Genomic DNA, 15,825 nt, shown 5'->3' with positions numbered 1-15,825 from the left:
CTGCATACCATGTCTGGGACCAGCACCAATCAAGAGCAGCCTATTGTCGCCTGTATCACTGTAGGCATGCTGGAAGAAAATTGCTATCTGTATGCCTGCCCACAAACGCGCGAGGCTGTCATTATAGATCCCGGCGACGAGGCTCCACGGATTCTCGAAGCCATTAAAGAACTGCAAATCATTCCTAAGTACATTATCAACACGCATGGTCATTTTGACCATACGGGAGCTATTGACGAGGTTAGCGCGGTTTACCCAGTCCCACTGGCGATTCATCCCGCTGATGTCTACATGTATACTGATGAGCGAATCTCAAAAAGATACAACCTCAAACATCCGCTTGTCGAGCGTGAGCCAGATATCTTGCTCAAAGAGGGCGACCGCTTTACCATTGGTGTCCTCACACTGGAGGTTGTCGAGACTCCCGGTCACTCTCGGGGTGGCGTCTGCCTGATCAGTCAGCCATATTGCGTCTTTAGCGGCGATACCCTTTTTTATCGTGGCATCGGGCGCACTGACCTGGAGGGCGGCGACTACGAGCAGCTCATACAATCGATTCGCAATAAGCTCTATACCTTGACCGAAGACCTCTTTGTATTTCCTGGTCATGGTGAGCCTTCCACTATTGAAGAAGAAAAGCACGAAAATCCATTTGTTACTATAGAGGAGTGAAATCGTGTCGAATATCTGTGTTCTGGGAACAGGATACGTTGGACTCGTTACCGGCACTTGCTTTGCCGACATGGGCAACAACGTCACCTGTGTAGATATAATTGAAGAGAAAATCGCAAAGCTCAAGCAGGGAATTCTACCCATTTATGAGCCTGGCCTGGAAGAGATGGTGGAGCGTAATGTACACGCGGGGCGCCTCCACTTCACGACCAGCTACGAGGAGGGCCTGGACAATGCTGAGTTTATCTTCATTGCCGTTCCCACACCTACGGGTGCCAACCAGGGCGCGGCCGATATGCGCTATGTCGAGATGGCTGCACGCATGATCGCCCAGGAACTGGATCATTATGCTATCGTTATCAATAAGAGCACGGTACCAGTAGGTAGTGGTGATGTGGTTTCGCGTGTCATTCGCAACAACCTGAAGCGCCCTGAGGTCAACTTTGCAGTGGTCTCGAACCCTGAGTTCCTGCGCGAAGGCAATGCCCTGGGCGACTTCCAGCGCCCCGATCGTGTTGTGCTTGGCTCTTCTGATCCCGAAGCAGCTCAGAGCGTGGCACGACTCTATCTCCCGCTGCGTGCCCCCATCCTTGTAACGGACATCTATACTGCTGAGATGATCAAGTACGCCTCGAACGCCTTCCTGGCGACCAAGATCTCCTTCATTAACGAAATCGCGCAGATCTGTGAGCGCCTGGGTGCGGATGTGAAAGAGGTTGCCGAGGGTATGGGCCACGACAAGCGCATTGGGCGTGCCTTCCTGGATGCTGGCCTGGGTTATGGCGGTAGCTGCTTTCCCAAAGATGTGCGTGCCCTGGCCCACATGGCGGACGAAGCGGGTCTTCACCCTCAGATGCTTCATGCCGTCATGGATATCAACCATGATCAGCGCCGCCTGGTTATTAACAAACTGACCAATATTCTTGGCTCGCTGCGTGGTTGCGTGATTGGTGTCCTGGGCCTGGCCTTCAAACCTAATACCGATGATATGCGCGAATCAGCCTCCATTGACATTATCCGTTGGGTTACCGCGCAGGGCGCGACCGTACGCGTCTATGATCCCGTGGCTACAGAGACTGGGCGTGCGGCACTTGAGCGCGAGGGCATTAACCTGGATATGGTCGAGTTCTGCCAGACCTCCTACGATGTCGCAACGGGCGCTGATGCCCTGGTGATCTCCACCGAATGGAACGAATTTAAGTCGCTCAATATGCTACAGGTGCGTGCCGCTATGCGCCGCCCCGTCCTGATCGACGGTCGCAACATCTACGAGGCGACAGAGATGAATCGCTATGGCTTCATCTACCGTGGCATTGGGCGTGGAACTGGCCCCGCGCCAACAATCCTGCCTCCAGGCGATACCACGAGCATTCTAGGCGAGGCGCAATTGCTCAGCCTCGAAGAGAGCAAGTAAAATAGTAGTCGCGTATGCCAGTAGCGGACCCACTACTGGCATACGCGACTACTGGAGCCTGGCATTGGTATATTTTGTTCAAGGGAGGCCTGTAATGGACGGCGAGCAACCACTCTTATTTACACCCCTGGTGCGCCAGCCTGGTGTCGAGATTCCCGATTGGCTCTTTGGTCCTGCGGGCAAGGCCGGCCTACCAGGAGGACTCCTCCCCACGCAGGGCGTCAATATCGCGGTTGGCATCGATATTATCGAAGTTGACCGGGTGCGCAAGGTCTTTGAGAAACACGGCGAGCGCTTTCTCAAACGCGTCTTTACCGAGCAAGAGGTGCTCCAGTGTCGCAATAAGCCGGCCCGGTTGGCGGGGCGCTTCGCGGCCAAGGAGGCCATCAGTAAGGCTTTGGGAACGGGATTGCGTGGGGTTAAGTGGCGCGAAATGGAGGTCGTCCAGTTGCGTAGCGGGCGTCCAACCGTGCGCCTGCACGGGACAGCTATGCTGCGCGCCCAGCAGCTAGGCTTGAGCGCTTTTGATGTCAGCATCGCCGACCTGGCCCAACTCTCCATTGCCATCGCCGTAGGCGTACAGGCCGATATCGCTCCTTCGGCCAGACAAACTAATCAGCAGACTGAAGAAGAGTCCTGACCAGCGTGCGTGGGTAGTGTGGGAAGACGCTGCTAAAGCACGAGTTTTCATAGAATAGTACGGGCAATATCATACCATTCTATGAAAACTCGTGCTTTAGTCGTAAGGATCGGCCTTTTTGTCTATCGCTGGAAGAAGAGGTGAAATGAGTAGATTGACTATACAACAAGAAATATTCTCCATCCTTGGTATTAAAGAGCCAGTTTTGCTTGGAGAAGGTTCTGAGAGCCAGGCCTATGAATATACTGCGGACAAGGTGGTCAAGATCTATAAAGGACCGGTCGAGCGGGATAACCTGGACCATCTGTGCTCTATCTATGCATGGCTGTCCACTCATCATCTCCCTTTCGCCGTGCCAGAAATTTATGCTATTGAGCAACATGAGGATACAGTCTATCTTATAGAGAAAAAGCTAGTAGGCAGGCCAATCAGTACGGTTTATGCTCGACTACAGACAAATGAGAGGCAGCGCCTGCTGTCTAATTATCTTAAGGCTGTAAGACACTTGCAAGGGGTGACTCTCCCTACACAACCATATGGAAGCATCTTTCATGCCCCAGGACAGTCGCCAGTACCATATCAGAGCTGGAGACAGTTTTTGCGGGAAACGGCCCCACTTAAATTGCCACAAACACAGGATGATCTGCGCCAGGAAGGGATTGATGTTGCACGCTTGCTAGAGACGTTTCTCCAGGATATCGAGAATGTGCCTGATACTCCCGAGAAAAACTTTGTGCATGGCGACTATTTCTTTGGCAATGTGCTGGTCGATGATAAGCTGAAGATCTCCGCAGTACTCGATGTCAGCTGGTGGAGCGTGGTGGGCGATCACCTTATGGATATCGCTGGCGCAGTAATGTTTCTTGACCTCTATGAGTATGTAACGCCTCAAGAGATTACCTCTCTGACCCGGCAGGCCCTGGCGCTATATGGCCCGGAAATCCTTACCGCGATACGTGTATATGGGGTGTATTATAGCCTGCTCCTCTCTGACTGCAAGCTATTCGATCCCGCCGCGTATAGCTGGAGCATCAAGCGCCTGCGCGAGTATATGCAGTAGTCAGAAGCAATGACATCGCCCATGCAGGCAGGATTCCTTGCCACTACGTGGCTCGCGGGGTTATGGGATGTGGTGGAAAAATGCCAAAGGCATTTTTCCACCACATCCCATAACCCCGCGAAGCGTCGCAGACGCTGAGAATACCTTCTAGAGAGAAGTAAAGCAGTTATAAATAACGAAGTGAGGTAGCTATGCGAGCATTACTACAGCGTGTTAGCCAGGCGAGCGTGACGGTTGAGGGAGAGGTAGTGGGTGAGATCGGCGGGGGCTTGCTGATCTTGCTGGGCGTGGGCCAGGGAGATGGCGAGGCCCAGGTCAAGACGCTGGTCGAGAAGATCGTGAATCTAAGGATATTTGAAGATGCCGAGGGGAAGATGAATCGCTCCTTGTTAGACGTGGAGGGCGAGGCCCTGGTGGTTTCGCAGTTTACGCTCTACGCAGACGCGCGCAAGGGACGGCGCCCGAGCTATACAAATGCCGCGCCGCCCGTGCTTGCTGAGCCTCTGGTAGAGCGCTTCAAAGGAGGGATAGCGGGCTACGGCGTGAAGGTAGCAGGTGGCGTCTTTGGTGCGCATATGCAGGTGCAGCTCTGCAATGATGGACCGGTAACCATCTGGCTGGATAGTGCGGAGCTGTAGGGAGGGCTGCACAAATTCTGACTGCTGTAGGGAATTCACCGAAATCGCCGCAGGATGCCCCTGCCCTTTCAGGCATGGGGAGGAATGCGGCGTTCCTTTGTCGGTGGCTTGGGTGAGAGACCCCGTAGACAGCTTTTTCATCTGCTCCTTTTCTATTGACAGGTAGATGAAAACTATGATTTACTCTAAAGTATGAAAACGGTGTTAACAGCGAAACTCAAATTGAATACAACACCCGAGCAATTCAAGGAATTACGTGAGACACAACTGGCATATCGTGATGCTCTCAACTATGTCAGTACATATGCCTTTGAGAATGGCAAGATGAGTAATGCTGTTCGTCTGCAAGATGGCACGTATGATGAGATTCGCCTCCGTTTTCACCTTCCCTCACAAATGGCCTGTTCTGTTCCTCGCCAAGTTGGAGCCACTTATAAAGGCTTATGGACAAAGGTGAAGAACAATGCTGCTCATCGTAAGGCAGGTCTCACCAAAAAGCGGTACAAAGGGCTTGATAAGGCTCCTACGTTTCTCTCCCCCACGTTGACCTACCAGTATAAGAAGGACTACACGTTCAAGAAAGAGCAGCACGTGAGTCTTCTCACTCTTGAGGGACGGGTCAAGGTTCCCTATACTGGCTATGACAAGCACGTGGCATTGATCCAGCGTGGTACGGAGATAGGTGCATCGAAACTCTGGTATGACAAGCCCAAGAAGCAGTTTTACCTGCTCGTCTCCCTGGAAGTGGAGACGGCTGATCCTACCCCAGAAACGCACAAGCAGGTCGTTGGCGTGGATGTGGGGATGCGATACCTTGCCGTCACGGCGACCATGCAAGGCGATTGCACCTTCCATGCTGACATCTCTCCTATTACCAGGTCTCACCACTACGCACGATTGAGAAAGCGTCTGCAAAAGAAAGGCACTCGTTCCGCGGCGAGAAGGCTCGTCGCCATCAGTGGACGAGAGAGACGGTTGAAAGCCAACGCCAATCATGTCGTGAGTAAACGGATTGTTGCCCGATATTCACAAAGCTTGATTGGACTGGAGCATCTGACAGACATTCGTGAGCACACCAAACGACGGAAAGGCAAACAAGCCAGTGCCAAACAGCGAAAAGCCAATCGTACCTTCTCCAAATGGGCTTTTGGTGAGTTGCACGCGATGATCGCCTATAAAGCGCTCTTGCATCAAAGTATGGCAATCAAGGTGGATGCCAACTATACCTCGCAGTCTTGCCCCAAATGTGGGCACACCTGCAAAGAGAATCGCCCTTACAAGGGCTTGCTCTTTGTCTGTCAGAATTGTCAATACACGCTCCATGCCGATCTGGTTGGCGCGAGGAATATTGCGATGCGAACGCTTCTTATCCGGCAAGACTGGATAGGAACGGGCCTCTTGTCAGTACGCCCTGATGTGTCGGACGATGAAGCCAAAGCAGCACGCCTGAAAAGGTATGCTGAGTTGCGGTGGAGTTCAGACACAACTCCAAGCCCTCGGCTTTAGCCGTAGGGTACTGACTTGTGAACTTGCATCTTTTTGCTGAGAAAAGACGTGGAAAACATGGGTGCGTGTGCGGGAGAGATCTTCATATTATAGTTCTGGTTTTCTCGCAAAAACTATGCTTACTTCTTATCCGAAACCTTGAGCGCGCTTATCCCCGAATGGGGGAAGCGTTAGTCATTCCCATTTGGGGCAGGCGAGAGTGACGCGCCCCCAGAATGGGAGTAGGGCTTTGGAATAAGAACTTAATGGGCATGAGTGAAGGAGCACAAGCATGTCAGTGACGCCATCCTCTACAGTTGTGGGAGTTTTTCGGAACCGTTCCCAGGCCGAGCAGGCCATTGAAGGGCTGTATGGCGCGGGCTTCGCGCATGAGCAGATTCGCTTCTCCGCGCCGGGAACAACGGGAAGCTTCTTTCAGGATCTCAAGAGTCTATTCACAGGGAATGACACGACAAGCAGCACGATTGCCAGGGATCTCAATGGTCTGGGTTTCTCGGACGATGATGCCCTGTATTACGCAAGTGAGTATAGTAATGGAAATACTCTGCTGACGGTCCAGTCGCCGGGGCGAGAAGAAGAGGTTCTAGGGATCTTGCATCGCTACGGCGCGTACAATGTGCGCCCGAGCACATCTTTCGCAGATGATAATACAGGTAATGACGGTCAGCCTGCGGCTGATGATACGCAGGCGAGCGACTACCCCGTCGGCGAGCAGGATATGGGGACAATCGCATATCAGCAGCCCGCTACAAGTTATGCCGAGCCTGGAAAGGAAGAAGGTTTCTATCAGCAGCCAGAGGAATCGCAGGACGTGAATGCAAACGCTGAAGATAGCAACTATTCACGGCCTGTTGAGAGCGCGGCGGATGAGACGCCCATAGGTGATTATGTGCCGAAGGTCGACAACTATGATGCTGAGCCAGAGGAGCAAGCTAGCGAGCAGAATGTGGATGAAGGCATAGTCGAGCGCGAAGCAGAGGAAGATTCTTATCAGCAACCTGAGGCGAGCACCGCTGAGCAGCAGCCTCAGGCGCCAGACGTGCCCGAGCAGGATGCCGCCTCTGCTGAGTATAAAATCGAAGATGGTCAATATGATAGTACCGAGGCGTACACCTCGCGCTATAACACCGAGCCTGACCTCTCGCAGGTAGAGGCGCCTGCTGACGAGAATCCAGAGGCGCAGGGTGCGACGGCCCCAGCGACCTGGGGCGGGGAGACGCCTGCGCAAGAGGCCGCGACTGAGGGCACGACCTCCGCGCAGGGTGCAGGCTACGAGGATGCTTCGGTAGGAGCTGCTTTGGCGAACCAGAACGGAGCTTATCAGGTCAGCCAGAATGATGATGTTACGGCGACGCATGCTGCGCAACTCCAGCGTTATCAGCAGCAACTTCAGGCGACCCAGCAGCAGCTCCAGGAGGCTAAGTCACGCCTGCAACGCGCCAAAGACCACGAGCAACAATTGCAGAGTGTCAAACAGCAACTGGCAGAATTAGAGCAAGAATTGCAGGCCACCCTGGCCGAGCTAAACGACACCCACAGCCGTATCAACGAGTATCAATAAGATGTAAAGTGCGAAGTTACAGTGCTGACTATCAGCGCTGTAACTTCAATAGCCCCCAACCTCGCTCAACAGCGAAACGTACGCGATGAAGTAGTTCGTCCTCTATGCGCCACAGATTTTCATGATATCTTTGAATGAAGCCTTGCATCTCCTCATTGTGTTCTTGCATCCAATAATCGAAAAGCGCTCGTTCCTCAATGTCGAATTTTTCTCCATTGGGTTGCCAGGGGAAAACAGTTTCTATGTGCTTTACCATTTGGGGATCAATACGAGTAATGTCGATACTCCAATCTTTTGACCTCCCATCGCGTACGCAGCAAGAAACAATGGATTCCAGGAGCGGTGTGTCACGGGTCCGGAGTTGGAGTAGGTTCTGAGCTTCTTCGCAGGTAATAAAACTTGAGATATGCTCATTGACGGCTCCGGTAAACGCACGGTGACCATAGGATAGAAGTATTAGTTCGTTATCAGAATTGAGCAAGGGCAGCTTATGAGCCAGCTCAGAGGGGGGAAGCTGTCTGAAAACTGACCAAATTGCCTCTATCTCAGAATCGCGATCACAATACTCAAGCCAATCATAAACGTCTTCATTCAAGATAAAAGGATAGTCTTGCAACATTCCTGTAATTTTTTTGAGAGGCGGCGGTAGCTCACAGCAGAAGGTGCTAAAGACGTGACTATGTAGCAGATTGCCATACTTGCCAAGGGTGCGCATGGTTTTGCCCTCAAGGGTGGGAATAATCTGGGCCATATGCCGCCAGATATCGCAGGGCGCTCCTTCTTTCAAGGCATGTGAGGTCTCGGCGTCGAATAACCCCTGAAAATTGTAGCGCGTGTTGAGGAGCTTCTCAACATGTTCACCTGTAAGCGGTATAGGACATGTAGATCCAGGACTAAAAGCAAAGGTGGTGGCCGTTTGTAGTAGTGCCTCTATTGGTTTAGGATTACCTATACAGGCCTGTTCGAAGGCTGGCAGGATCTCCTGCACATAGCGCTTGTAATTAAAGGGAATGTAGTCAAGCCAATCAACAGACATAGTTTATTGTTCTCCTTGCTCCGCTTTCAGGGCTAATTTCTGGTTGATCGCGTTTCGGATTTTTGCGCCTAGAATGAAAAGCTCATCCATTGATTCTTGAGTGATTGTCACAGGAGTAAATGGGCCCACGCATCTATGTTCGACGTGAAGTGCTATTTGAATGGCCAGGAAGTCGCTGAAGTGATAGTAGATCTGTCTGAAAGGATAATGTCGCCAATCTTGTCGGTGGGCGTAGACAGGGGGATTATCGCCCTCGGAGGTGCGGAAGAAGGCGAAGCTTTGCTCAGGCTGGAAAAAGAAAACAAAGGCATCATCAGGCAAGGTGGCAAGGCTGTTATCTTTCGCCAGTAGATCATGAGCAGCTTGTTGGAAGTGAATGAGCGAGGGGTAGAAGCAGTCCAGGTGGCGCATAAATTCGCTTGAGCTATGACCCATCCAGGCGAGGAATTCTACATAGGCCGCTGGTAGGGAGGCGCCGATAACTTGCTCCAATTGGATGATTTCTTCTGGCAAACATGGTACATTTCGAATAATCGTCTCTGTGTTCAGTTTGCTCAATTGTTCCTTTTCCCAAGCGAGATGGGTTTGACCGGATTGTGTGCGTGATAAGCCTACCAGAATAGGAATGATAGTGCCCTCAAGGAGAGGCAGGTGACGAGAAATAAGTATGCATTGAAAGATAAGCTGGAAAATATCCATAGGCACAGCTCGTCCATCAGCGGCATAGACAGAGACAACCTTAGGCTCTTTTGTTTGAGTAGGTGGAGAAATTTGTGTGGCTTGCTCTTCAAAATACTTCAGATAAAAGCCATTTTCGCAGGAAAAGATATTTCCTGTTGCAGCTGAGAGGCTAGCTTCTGCGAGTTGTATTTCGGGAATGCCAAGAGATAGATGCACTATACCGTGAATATCTACGCCTAGCTGCTCAGCCAGTTCTTGCATGGCTCGATATTCACGGTGTGAGAGTATGATTTGGATCTGTGTTAATCTGCCCTCCATCTTGCTTTGGTTTTGGAGGTCTGCACTTTGTTTGGGATGATCTCTGGTAAAGGTTTGTACAGAGGTGTTAAACCTGTCTGTAGCCAGGAGGTGTGTGCTCTGCTCACTGGTTTGATTGGAGAGAATTGAGATAAGACTGCGTAATATACGGGCCAAATAGGCGTTTTCTGAATTATGCCAGACCTGACGAGCAACATGTGAGATATATGCGTGTTCTTCAGGCGAGAATTGAAGGGAGAAAGAGATGGTCTTATAAGGGTCGCGTGTGTGACATTGTGAGCAGTAACCGAAGGGGGCATCGTCGAATGGGTGATTGCAGTTGCGGCAACCCTGGTCCTGGTCTTCGAGAAAGCGAATGTACAAAGTGCGCTCATTATCGTATATCGAAGAGCGTTGTTGATCCTCGTATCCATGTTGCTCAAGCCAGAGCACTTGCTCCATCGTCAAAGCTGTATGCTCGGGTTGCTCAAAGACGATGTAGTAGGATGTCATGCGGAGGGAACGGCCCTGGGATTGACGCAGGGGAAAGGTATCGCGCAGTTCGGTGAGTATGGCTTTTGCCTCGGCCTCGCTTTTGCCGGAGGGTATGGTGATTTGTAAGTATGGCATACTTTTACTCCTGCAACACAAGTTTGTTTAGTAGGAGTATCTTTTTGTATGCTTAAAAAGCGGAAGAGGTTTTCTCAGGTGTCTCTGGCTAGTACTACTAGCAGCCTACCTGCTATTTGACAGTGCAAGAAGGGGCCACGTATACTACAAATGCTGAAGTTTTGGCCGATCAAAATACCAGATGGGATATGCTAGCATGTTGAGGGCATAGAATCGAACCCTCGCGTGTTCTATATAGAAGAGCAAGTTTCTGGGAACGTGTTTCGAGGAGATGGGCATGGAGGGGCGGTCATCATAGTAAGGATGCGCCCCGTATTTTTATGTGCTCTTCTCCCCGAGATATCTGGGGGTCTGTGTACGTGATGCACCAGAGGAAGTCCATGCAAGCATGGATCCTACAACGTTTCCGGTGTATCAGAAAGTCCCTCACAGGGATTTTGGGAAAGAGAGAAGGATCAGAGAGTGCTTACGGACAGCCATACGCATATTGATATGTCCCGCTTTCAGGAGGATCGTGAGGCGGTTATTCAGCGCGCCATCAAGGGCGGTGTGACACGCATGATCGATCCAGGCTGCGACCTGGCATCTAGCCGGGCGGCGCTCCAACTCGCGAAGGAGCATCCAGGAGTGGTCTTCGCGGGCGTGGGCGTGCATCCGCACGATGCCCAGAGCTATACGCCTGAGGTAGAGGCTGAGCTACGTGAGATGACCAGCGAGCCAGAAGTCGTTGCCATCGGCGAGTTTGGACTGGACTATTTTCGCATGCTCACCCCGCGTGATATTCAGCGCGAGGTTTTCTGCGCGCACCTGGAGCTGGCCCGTCAGTATGACCTGCCCTGTATCATTCATGTGCGCGATTCACATGAGGATGTGGTAGAGCTGTTGCAGACCCATGGTAAGGGGCTGCGCGGTGTCTTCCACTGTTTCTCTGGAACCGTTAAGCAAGCTGAGGAGTGCCTGACCAGCTTCCCCGGTTTTGTCCTCTCTTTCGCGGGTCCCCTCACCAAACAGGGAAATGAATTGCCCGAAGTGGCGCGTATAGTTCCCCTGGACCGGGTGATGGTGGAGACGGACAGCCCTTATCTCATTCCCAAGCCAGAGAAAGGGAGGCGTAACGAGCCCCTCTTTGTCAGGCACACGGCGCAGAAACTTGCTGATATTCGAGATATGACGCTTGAGGAAATTGCTCAAATCACTACACAGAACGCTATTCGCCTGTTCTCTCTAGGAGCTATAGATGAAGCTATTTAATACGCTGACCCAATCCATTGACCCTTTTACCCCGCTTAAACAAGGCCTGGCCACTATCTATGTATGTGGTGTCACTCCATACGATACAACTCACCTGGGGCATGCCTTTACCTATGTATCCTTTGATACGCTCATTCGGTATCTGGAGGCGCAGGGGATCACCGTGCGCTACGTACAGAATGTGACCGATATTGATGACGATGTATTGCGCAAGGCCCGTGAGCTGAATATGGCCTGGGACGAACTGGGACGCCGTGAGACGGCCCGCTTCCTGGGCGACATGGACGCTCTAAACGTTCGTCGCCCCGATGTCTACGCACGCGCCACCGACGCGATTCCTGATGTTGTCGAGATCGTGCAGGACCTCGTTGAGAAGGGCCTGGCCTATGTGAGCGAGGGTTGCGTCTTCTATAGCGTGAAGCAGGACCCCGACTTTGGTACCCTTGGGCGCGCGATTGGCCTCAATGACTACCAGTCGATGCTCAATGTCGCCAATGAGCGTGGTAATTTTCCCGAGGATAAGCGCAAGCATGATCCCCTGGACTTCGTGCTCTGGCAGGCCCAGGCACCTGGTGAGCCCGCGTGGCCCAGCCCCTGGGGTCCGGGACGTCCCGGCTGGCACATAGAGTGTAGCGCCATGTCGATTCGCCACCTGGGTCAGCAGATCGACATCCATGGTGGCGGTGCCGACCTGGCCTTCCCCCATCACGCCTGTGAGATTGCGCAATCCGAGCACTATACCAGCAAGAAGCCTTTCAGCCAGTTCTGGATGCACACCGGCATGGTGTACCAGGATGGCGAGAAGATGAGCAAGTCGCTGGGTAACCTGACGCTGGTCAGCAACCTGCTCAAGACTTATTCACCAGATGTGATCCGCGTGACGCTTCAGAGCCATCACTATCGTCAGCCCTGGGAATGCACACCCGAGGATCTGGGCAAGGCGCAAGAGACGATTGAACTCTTTAAGCAGGTGCGTTGCCTTGTGGGTGAGGAGAGCCATGGCGAGGACGCACAGGTTCGCGCCCTCTTCCAGCAGGCCATGGAGAACGACCTGGATACGCCTACAGCCGTCTCGGGACTGCGCGAGGCTGCCCAGACCGTCATTGCCAACCGCGACCTAAACGCTGGCGCGGAGGTCATCCGCCAGTCCCGCGTCCTGGGCCTGTGCATCTAATCTAGTAGAGCAAGAGAATGGGGAGGCTTGCAGGCACGAGCCTCTCCATTCTCTTTTTGTATTTCGTGGCTGGGAGCGTTTACTTGTATGCTACAATTGCGAGAAAATTGCTCTGGAGAAGAGACAAATGATGGTTGCGCAAGTATCTGATGAAGCTTCTCAACTGGCGGAGAAACATCACTTAGGGGCGCCACTCAAGATTTATTGTACAGATAAGCGTTCCGATCTGAAAATACTGGGATGGATCATAGGCATACTCTCCCTCGTCATGTTAGTCATGGCTCTCAGCTTTAGCCGTTTTCAATTTACTTCTTTTAACCTATTCCTAGATGGCCTTTTTGTGGCTATACCTCCTGTTGTTGGGCTTATTCTTATGGCTATAATTTTGCTGGCGCAGCCTATGACCATCTATATCTATGCCTCTGGTTTGCTTGTACACAGCGGAAAGACTTATCAGGTAGCGCGCTGGGAAGAGATTGAATGGGTGACAGGGAATCATGAAAAGGGTGTTATATACCTTGCAAACCAGGAAACGATCGAGATTGGATCCCGTATACCGCGATTAGTTGTGCTCATTCAAGAGATCGAGTTAAAAGCACAGCTTGCACGAGATGGAGAGGAAAGGGATATTGAGCGGCGGTTTGAAGATCTGCTCATCAGGAAAAGCTTTCTTCAGCAGGAGAAAGTACAAATCGCTACAGAGAAGGAAGCGTTTATCTTATATGAGCGACCTGAAGAAGTCGAACAATTAGGTGCTGAGTATCGACTGGGGGAGCATATAGCAACATACCATGCGGGCTTTAAAGGCATTTTACGCAGAAAGATACTGGCGGTGCCAATCTATTATATGCTGCTGCTCATCTGGACTGTGCTCATTGTAGGTCCTATCATTGGTATCATTCTATTTCTTGGTCGGAGTATCTTTAACCTTGATTTTCTCCCGGATGTAAGTTTTCTGCGCTCCTATTGGCATCTGATCTATATGTTTGTGCTATTTATCAGTGGTATTTATATGCCGCGCTACTTTGCGCGCTTCACTCGGCTTCATCTGTACAGTCAAGGCTTGATATATATTGAAGCAAGTGTATTTGAAGTTGTGTCTTGGGAGCAAATCGAGAGAATTGTCTCTCATAAGACCCTGCTCATGCTCTCTCCACATCTTTGTCAGATGTATCTGACAAAGGGAGATATCGTGATGATAAGTGGATATATGCATCAACAAGTGGAGATAAAAGCTATTCTTGATAAGCATGTAGAAGACAGGGTACAGGTAGGGTAACGAGAAGACATAGATAGCTTCTATATGCCTATCAATGGAATTATGGCCTTAAAGTCATAGATATAATATATTTCGTGCTCATTATATTTTCATGTGTACGTATACTGAGTTAAAGAAACAACATATGTTGTAGGGTGGAAAGGACAATTTGTTGATGAAAAAGTTGTTTGTTTCTTTGTCTTTTGTGCTGGCGAGCGTGGCGCTGGTGGCTGCACTTGCCGTTGCGGTGATTGGCTCGCCGTTGAGTGCTTCAGCTTACTCAAATAACTATTCGTATAGTTTTACCAATCACGCAAAGATCGCGAACAGCTATGCGATGGATACTGGTGACGCGAAGTGGACGCTTACCTCCCGCTCATGTCGCCAGGGATATACCATGACAGTTGCTGTAAGACGGATGGCCCTGCTGGGGCTTGATCCCGAGGTGCAGAGATTGGCGGTCCCCGAGTGTGGAGGTACCTTCGAGACCCATAGTACACCTGGTAAGTATTACCTTGTGTTGACCAAGCCGTATGATGGCTTCCTTGTGCAGGGGACAGGCGTGGTACGTAGCCTGAAGAATCAGCACTAACTAAGGAGAGAGGTGATGTGATAGGCCTTGACAACCGCAGGCTGCCAGGGTCCATCACGTCACCGATCTATATTAGTGGTGGAAGAGGCGGATGCCTGCCATAGCCATGGCGATATCGTATGCGTCGCAGGCCTGGATGACATCCTCGTCGCGCATGGACGCGCCGGGCTGGATGACGTAGGAGACGCCGTAGCGGGCCGCGCAATCGATGCTGTCGCGGAAGGGGATATAGCCATCGGAACCCAGGGTGACGCCTTTTAGACCTGAAAGCCACTCCTCCTTCTCCTGAGTGGTCAGGCGGGGCGGGACCGCATCGAAGAGCTGCTCCCACTCCTTCTCCTCGATGGCGGTCAGGTCGTCGCGCAGGTAGGTGTCAACGGCGTTGACTTTTTCCTGGCGCTTGACGCCGGCCTTGAAGGGCAGCGAGAGGGCTGCGGGATGCAGGCGCAGGTACCAGTTCTCGGCCTTGGCAGCCGCGGCACGTGTACACATAATGCGCGACTGCCCGCCCGCGCCAATACCAATGGCCTGGCCATCGTAGGCGAAGCAGATGGAGTTAGACTGGGTGTACTTGAGGGTGATCAGGGAGAGGACCATGTCGCGCTGCGCGGCCTCGGAGAGGTTCTTATTGCGCGTAGGCACATCCTTGAGCATCTCGAAGGTGGGAACGACGTTGTTGCGCTTCTGTTCAAAGGTTACGCCAAAGACCTCGCGTGTCTCCATCTCCCCTGGCTCATAGTTGGGATCAATCTGCAAAACGATATATGAGCCTTTACGCTTCTTACGCAGGATCTCCAGGGCTTCTGGCTCGAAGCCGGGCGCGATCACGCCATCGGAGACCTCGCGACTGATGAGCTTCGCTGTTGAAACATCGACGATATCGCTGAGCGCTGCGAAGTCACCATAGGAGGCCTGGCGGTCAGCTCCACGAGCGCGGGCATAGGCTGTTGCGAGCGGCGAGAGCTCCAGGTCCTCGACGGCGTAGGCCTGTTTCAGGCGGTCGTCCAGGGGGACACCAACGGCGGCACCAGCGGGGCTGACATGCTTAAAGGAGGTCGCGGCAGGTAGGTTAAGGCTACTGCGAAGCTCGCGCACTAACTGCCAGGAGTTGAGTGCGTCGAGCAGGTTGATATATCCAGGTGCGCCGCTGAGCACCTGAAAGGGCAGCGCTCCCTGCTTGCTATAAACGCGAGCTGGCTTCTGGTGTGGATTACAGCCATAGCGCAGCGTAAGTTCTGTATTCTCCATGAGAAAAGGTTCCTCTTCACAAAAAAATAGGTAGTCTACTTCTCCGAAAACCTGAGCGCGCCTGTCCCCGAATGGGGGAAGCGCTAGTCACGAGAGTGACGTTGGATTTCGGAAGAAGAATAGTATCCCCCAGAGAGGGAATCACTACTGGGTAGTGGGGTGAGTCT

At 52.1% G+C, this 15,825-nt stretch carries 15 protein-coding genes; 12 read left to right on the top strand and 3 right to left on the bottom strand.

Annotation, left to right across the window (positions count from 1 at the left end):
• Positions 1-9 precede the first annotated feature (9 nt).
• From JMJ04_RS07615 to JMJ04_RS07585, 7 genes are all read left to right on the top strand, one after another.
• On the top strand, positions 10-672 hold the full coding sequence (locus tag JMJ04_RS07615) for an MBL fold metallo-hydrolase (RefSeq protein ID WP_201369928.1): 663 nt from the start codon (positions 10-12) through the stop codon (positions 670-672).
• Between the two features lie 4 nt (positions 673-676).
• Complete coding sequence (locus JMJ04_RS07610; protein ID WP_201369927.1) at positions 677-2,086, top strand: UDP-glucose dehydrogenase family protein; 1,410 nt, start codon at positions 677-679, stop codon at positions 2,084-2,086.
• Between the two features lie 94 nt (positions 2,087-2,180).
• Positions 2,181-2,726, top strand: coding sequence for a holo-ACP synthase (gene acpS, locus JMJ04_RS07605; RefSeq protein WP_201369926.1), 546 nt, complete (start codon positions 2,181-2,183; stop codon positions 2,724-2,726).
• Between the two features lie 145 nt (positions 2,727-2,871).
• Complete coding sequence (locus JMJ04_RS07600; protein ID WP_201369925.1) at positions 2,872-3,786, top strand: phosphotransferase family protein; 915 nt, start codon at positions 2,872-2,874, stop codon at positions 3,784-3,786.
• Positions 3,787-3,977: 191 nt separating this feature from the next.
• Complete coding sequence (gene dtd, locus JMJ04_RS07595) at positions 3,978-4,424, top strand: D-aminoacyl-tRNA deacylase (RefSeq protein WP_201369924.1); 447 nt, start codon at positions 3,978-3,980, stop codon at positions 4,422-4,424.
• A 192-nt stretch (positions 4,425-4,616) separates the two neighbouring features.
• Entirely contained in the window at positions 4,617-5,930 is a 1,314-nt protein-coding gene (locus JMJ04_RS07590; protein ID WP_201369923.1) for an RNA-guided endonuclease InsQ/TnpB family protein, read from the top strand.
• Between the two features lie 271 nt (positions 5,931-6,201).
• The gene (locus JMJ04_RS07585) at positions 6,202-7,491 is read left to right on the top strand and encodes a hypothetical protein (protein WP_201369922.1); all 1,290 of its coding nucleotides are present in this window, start codon (positions 6,202-6,204) and stop codon (positions 7,489-7,491) included.
• 31 nt (positions 7,492-7,522) lie between these two features.
• Here the strand turns inward: JMJ04_RS07585 and JMJ04_RS07580 are convergent, their stop codons facing one another.
• Both JMJ04_RS07580 and JMJ04_RS07575 read right to left on the bottom strand, forming a co-directional pair.
• Positions 7,523-8,527, bottom strand: a complete 1,005-nt coding sequence (locus JMJ04_RS07580; RefSeq protein ID WP_201369921.1) for a hypothetical protein — start codon at positions 8,525-8,527, stop codon at positions 7,523-7,525.
• 3 nt (positions 8,528-8,530) lie between these two features.
• Positions 8,531-9,469 (bottom strand): SMI1/KNR4 family protein, encoded by a 939-nt coding sequence (locus JMJ04_RS07575; protein WP_201369920.1) that lies wholly within the window; start codon positions 9,467-9,469, stop codon positions 8,531-8,533.
• A gap of 366 nt (positions 9,470-9,835) precedes the next feature.
• On the opposite strand from JMJ04_RS07575, the gene JMJ04_RS07570 reads away from it, so the two are divergent.
• The 5 genes from JMJ04_RS07570 to JMJ04_RS07550 all read left to right on the top strand — a co-directional run bounded on the left by JMJ04_RS07570 (position 9,836) and on the right by JMJ04_RS07550 (position 14,410).
• Positions 9,836-10,126: a hypothetical protein gene (locus JMJ04_RS07570; RefSeq protein ID WP_201369919.1), complete on the top strand. Its 291-nt coding sequence runs from the start codon at positions 9,836-9,838 to the stop codon at positions 10,124-10,126.
• Positions 10,127-10,597: 471 nt separating this feature from the next.
• Positions 10,598-11,386, top strand: coding sequence for a TatD family hydrolase (locus JMJ04_RS07565; RefSeq protein ID WP_201369918.1), 789 nt, complete (start codon positions 10,598-10,600; stop codon positions 11,384-11,386).
• Positions 11,373-12,560: a cysteine--tRNA ligase gene (gene cysS / locus JMJ04_RS07560; RefSeq protein ID WP_201369917.1), complete on the top strand. Its 1,188-nt coding sequence runs from the start codon at positions 11,373-11,375 to the stop codon at positions 12,558-12,560. Before JMJ04_RS07565 ends, cysS begins: the two co-directional genes overlap by 14 nt.
• A 127-nt stretch (positions 12,561-12,687) precedes the next feature.
• Positions 12,688-13,839 (top strand): DUF6585 family protein, encoded by a 1,152-nt coding sequence (locus JMJ04_RS07555; RefSeq protein ID WP_201369916.1) that lies wholly within the window; start codon positions 12,688-12,690, stop codon positions 13,837-13,839.
• Between the two features lie 154 nt (positions 13,840-13,993).
• Entirely contained in the window at positions 13,994-14,410 is a 417-nt protein-coding gene (locus JMJ04_RS07550) for a hypothetical protein (protein ID WP_201369915.1), read from the top strand.
• 72 nt (positions 14,411-14,482) lie between these two features.
• On the opposite strand, the gene JMJ04_RS07545 is transcribed toward JMJ04_RS07550, so the two are convergent.
• Positions 14,483-15,658, bottom strand: a complete 1,176-nt coding sequence (locus tag JMJ04_RS07545) for a phosphoribosylaminoimidazolecarboxamide formyltransferase (RefSeq protein WP_201369914.1) — start codon at positions 15,656-15,658, stop codon at positions 14,483-14,485.
• Positions 15,659-15,825: the final 167 nt, after the last annotated feature.

The sequence above is a fragment of the Ktedonobacter robiniae genome, assembly GCF_016587375.1.
In the GTDB taxonomy this organism is placed as follows: domain Bacteria; phylum Chloroflexota; class Ktedonobacteria; order Ktedonobacterales; family Ktedonobacteraceae; genus Ktedonobacter; species Ktedonobacter robiniae.
This window is presented reverse-complemented; position numbering and strand designations above follow the sequence as displayed.

What these genes read in the sequence shown, in the direction of transcription:
- JMJ04_RS07550 (WP_201369915.1), top strand. Translation starts at nt 13,994, where the DNA reads ATGAAAAAGTTGTTTGTTTCTTTGTCTTTTGTGCTGGCGAGCGTGGCG.
- JMJ04_RS07545 (WP_201369914.1), bottom strand. Translation starts at nt 15,658, where the DNA reads ATGGAGAATACAGAACTTACGCTGCGCTATGGCTGTAATCCACACCAG.
- JMJ04_RS07590 (WP_201369923.1), top strand. Translation starts at nt 4,617, where the DNA reads ATGAAAACGGTGTTAACAGCGAAACTCAAATTGAATACAACACCCGAG.
- JMJ04_RS07615 (WP_201369928.1), top strand. Translation starts at nt 10, where the DNA reads ATGTCTGGGACCAGCACCAATCAAGAGCAGCCTATTGTCGCCTGTATC.
- JMJ04_RS07555 (WP_201369916.1), top strand. Translation starts at nt 12,688, where the DNA reads ATGATGGTTGCGCAAGTATCTGATGAAGCTTCTCAACTGGCGGAGAAA.
- JMJ04_RS07600 (WP_201369925.1), top strand. Translation starts at nt 2,872, where the DNA reads ATGAGTAGATTGACTATACAACAAGAAATATTCTCCATCCTTGGTATT.
- cysS (WP_201369917.1), top strand. Translation starts at nt 11,373, where the DNA reads ATGAAGCTATTTAATACGCTGACCCAATCCATTGACCCTTTTACCCCG.
- JMJ04_RS07585 (WP_201369922.1), top strand. Translation starts at nt 6,202, where the DNA reads ATGTCAGTGACGCCATCCTCTACAGTTGTGGGAGTTTTTCGGAACCGT.
- acpS (WP_201369926.1), top strand. Translation starts at nt 2,181, where the DNA reads ATGGACGGCGAGCAACCACTCTTATTTACACCCCTGGTGCGCCAGCCT.
- JMJ04_RS07580 (WP_201369921.1), bottom strand. Translation starts at nt 8,527, where the DNA reads ATGTCTGTTGATTGGCTTGACTACATTCCCTTTAATTACAAGCGCTAT.
- dtd (WP_201369924.1), top strand. Translation starts at nt 3,978, where the DNA reads ATGCGAGCATTACTACAGCGTGTTAGCCAGGCGAGCGTGACGGTTGAG.
- JMJ04_RS07575 (WP_201369920.1), bottom strand. Translation starts at nt 9,469, where the DNA reads ATGCAAGAACTGGCTGAGCAGCTAGGCGTAGATATTCACGGTATAGTG.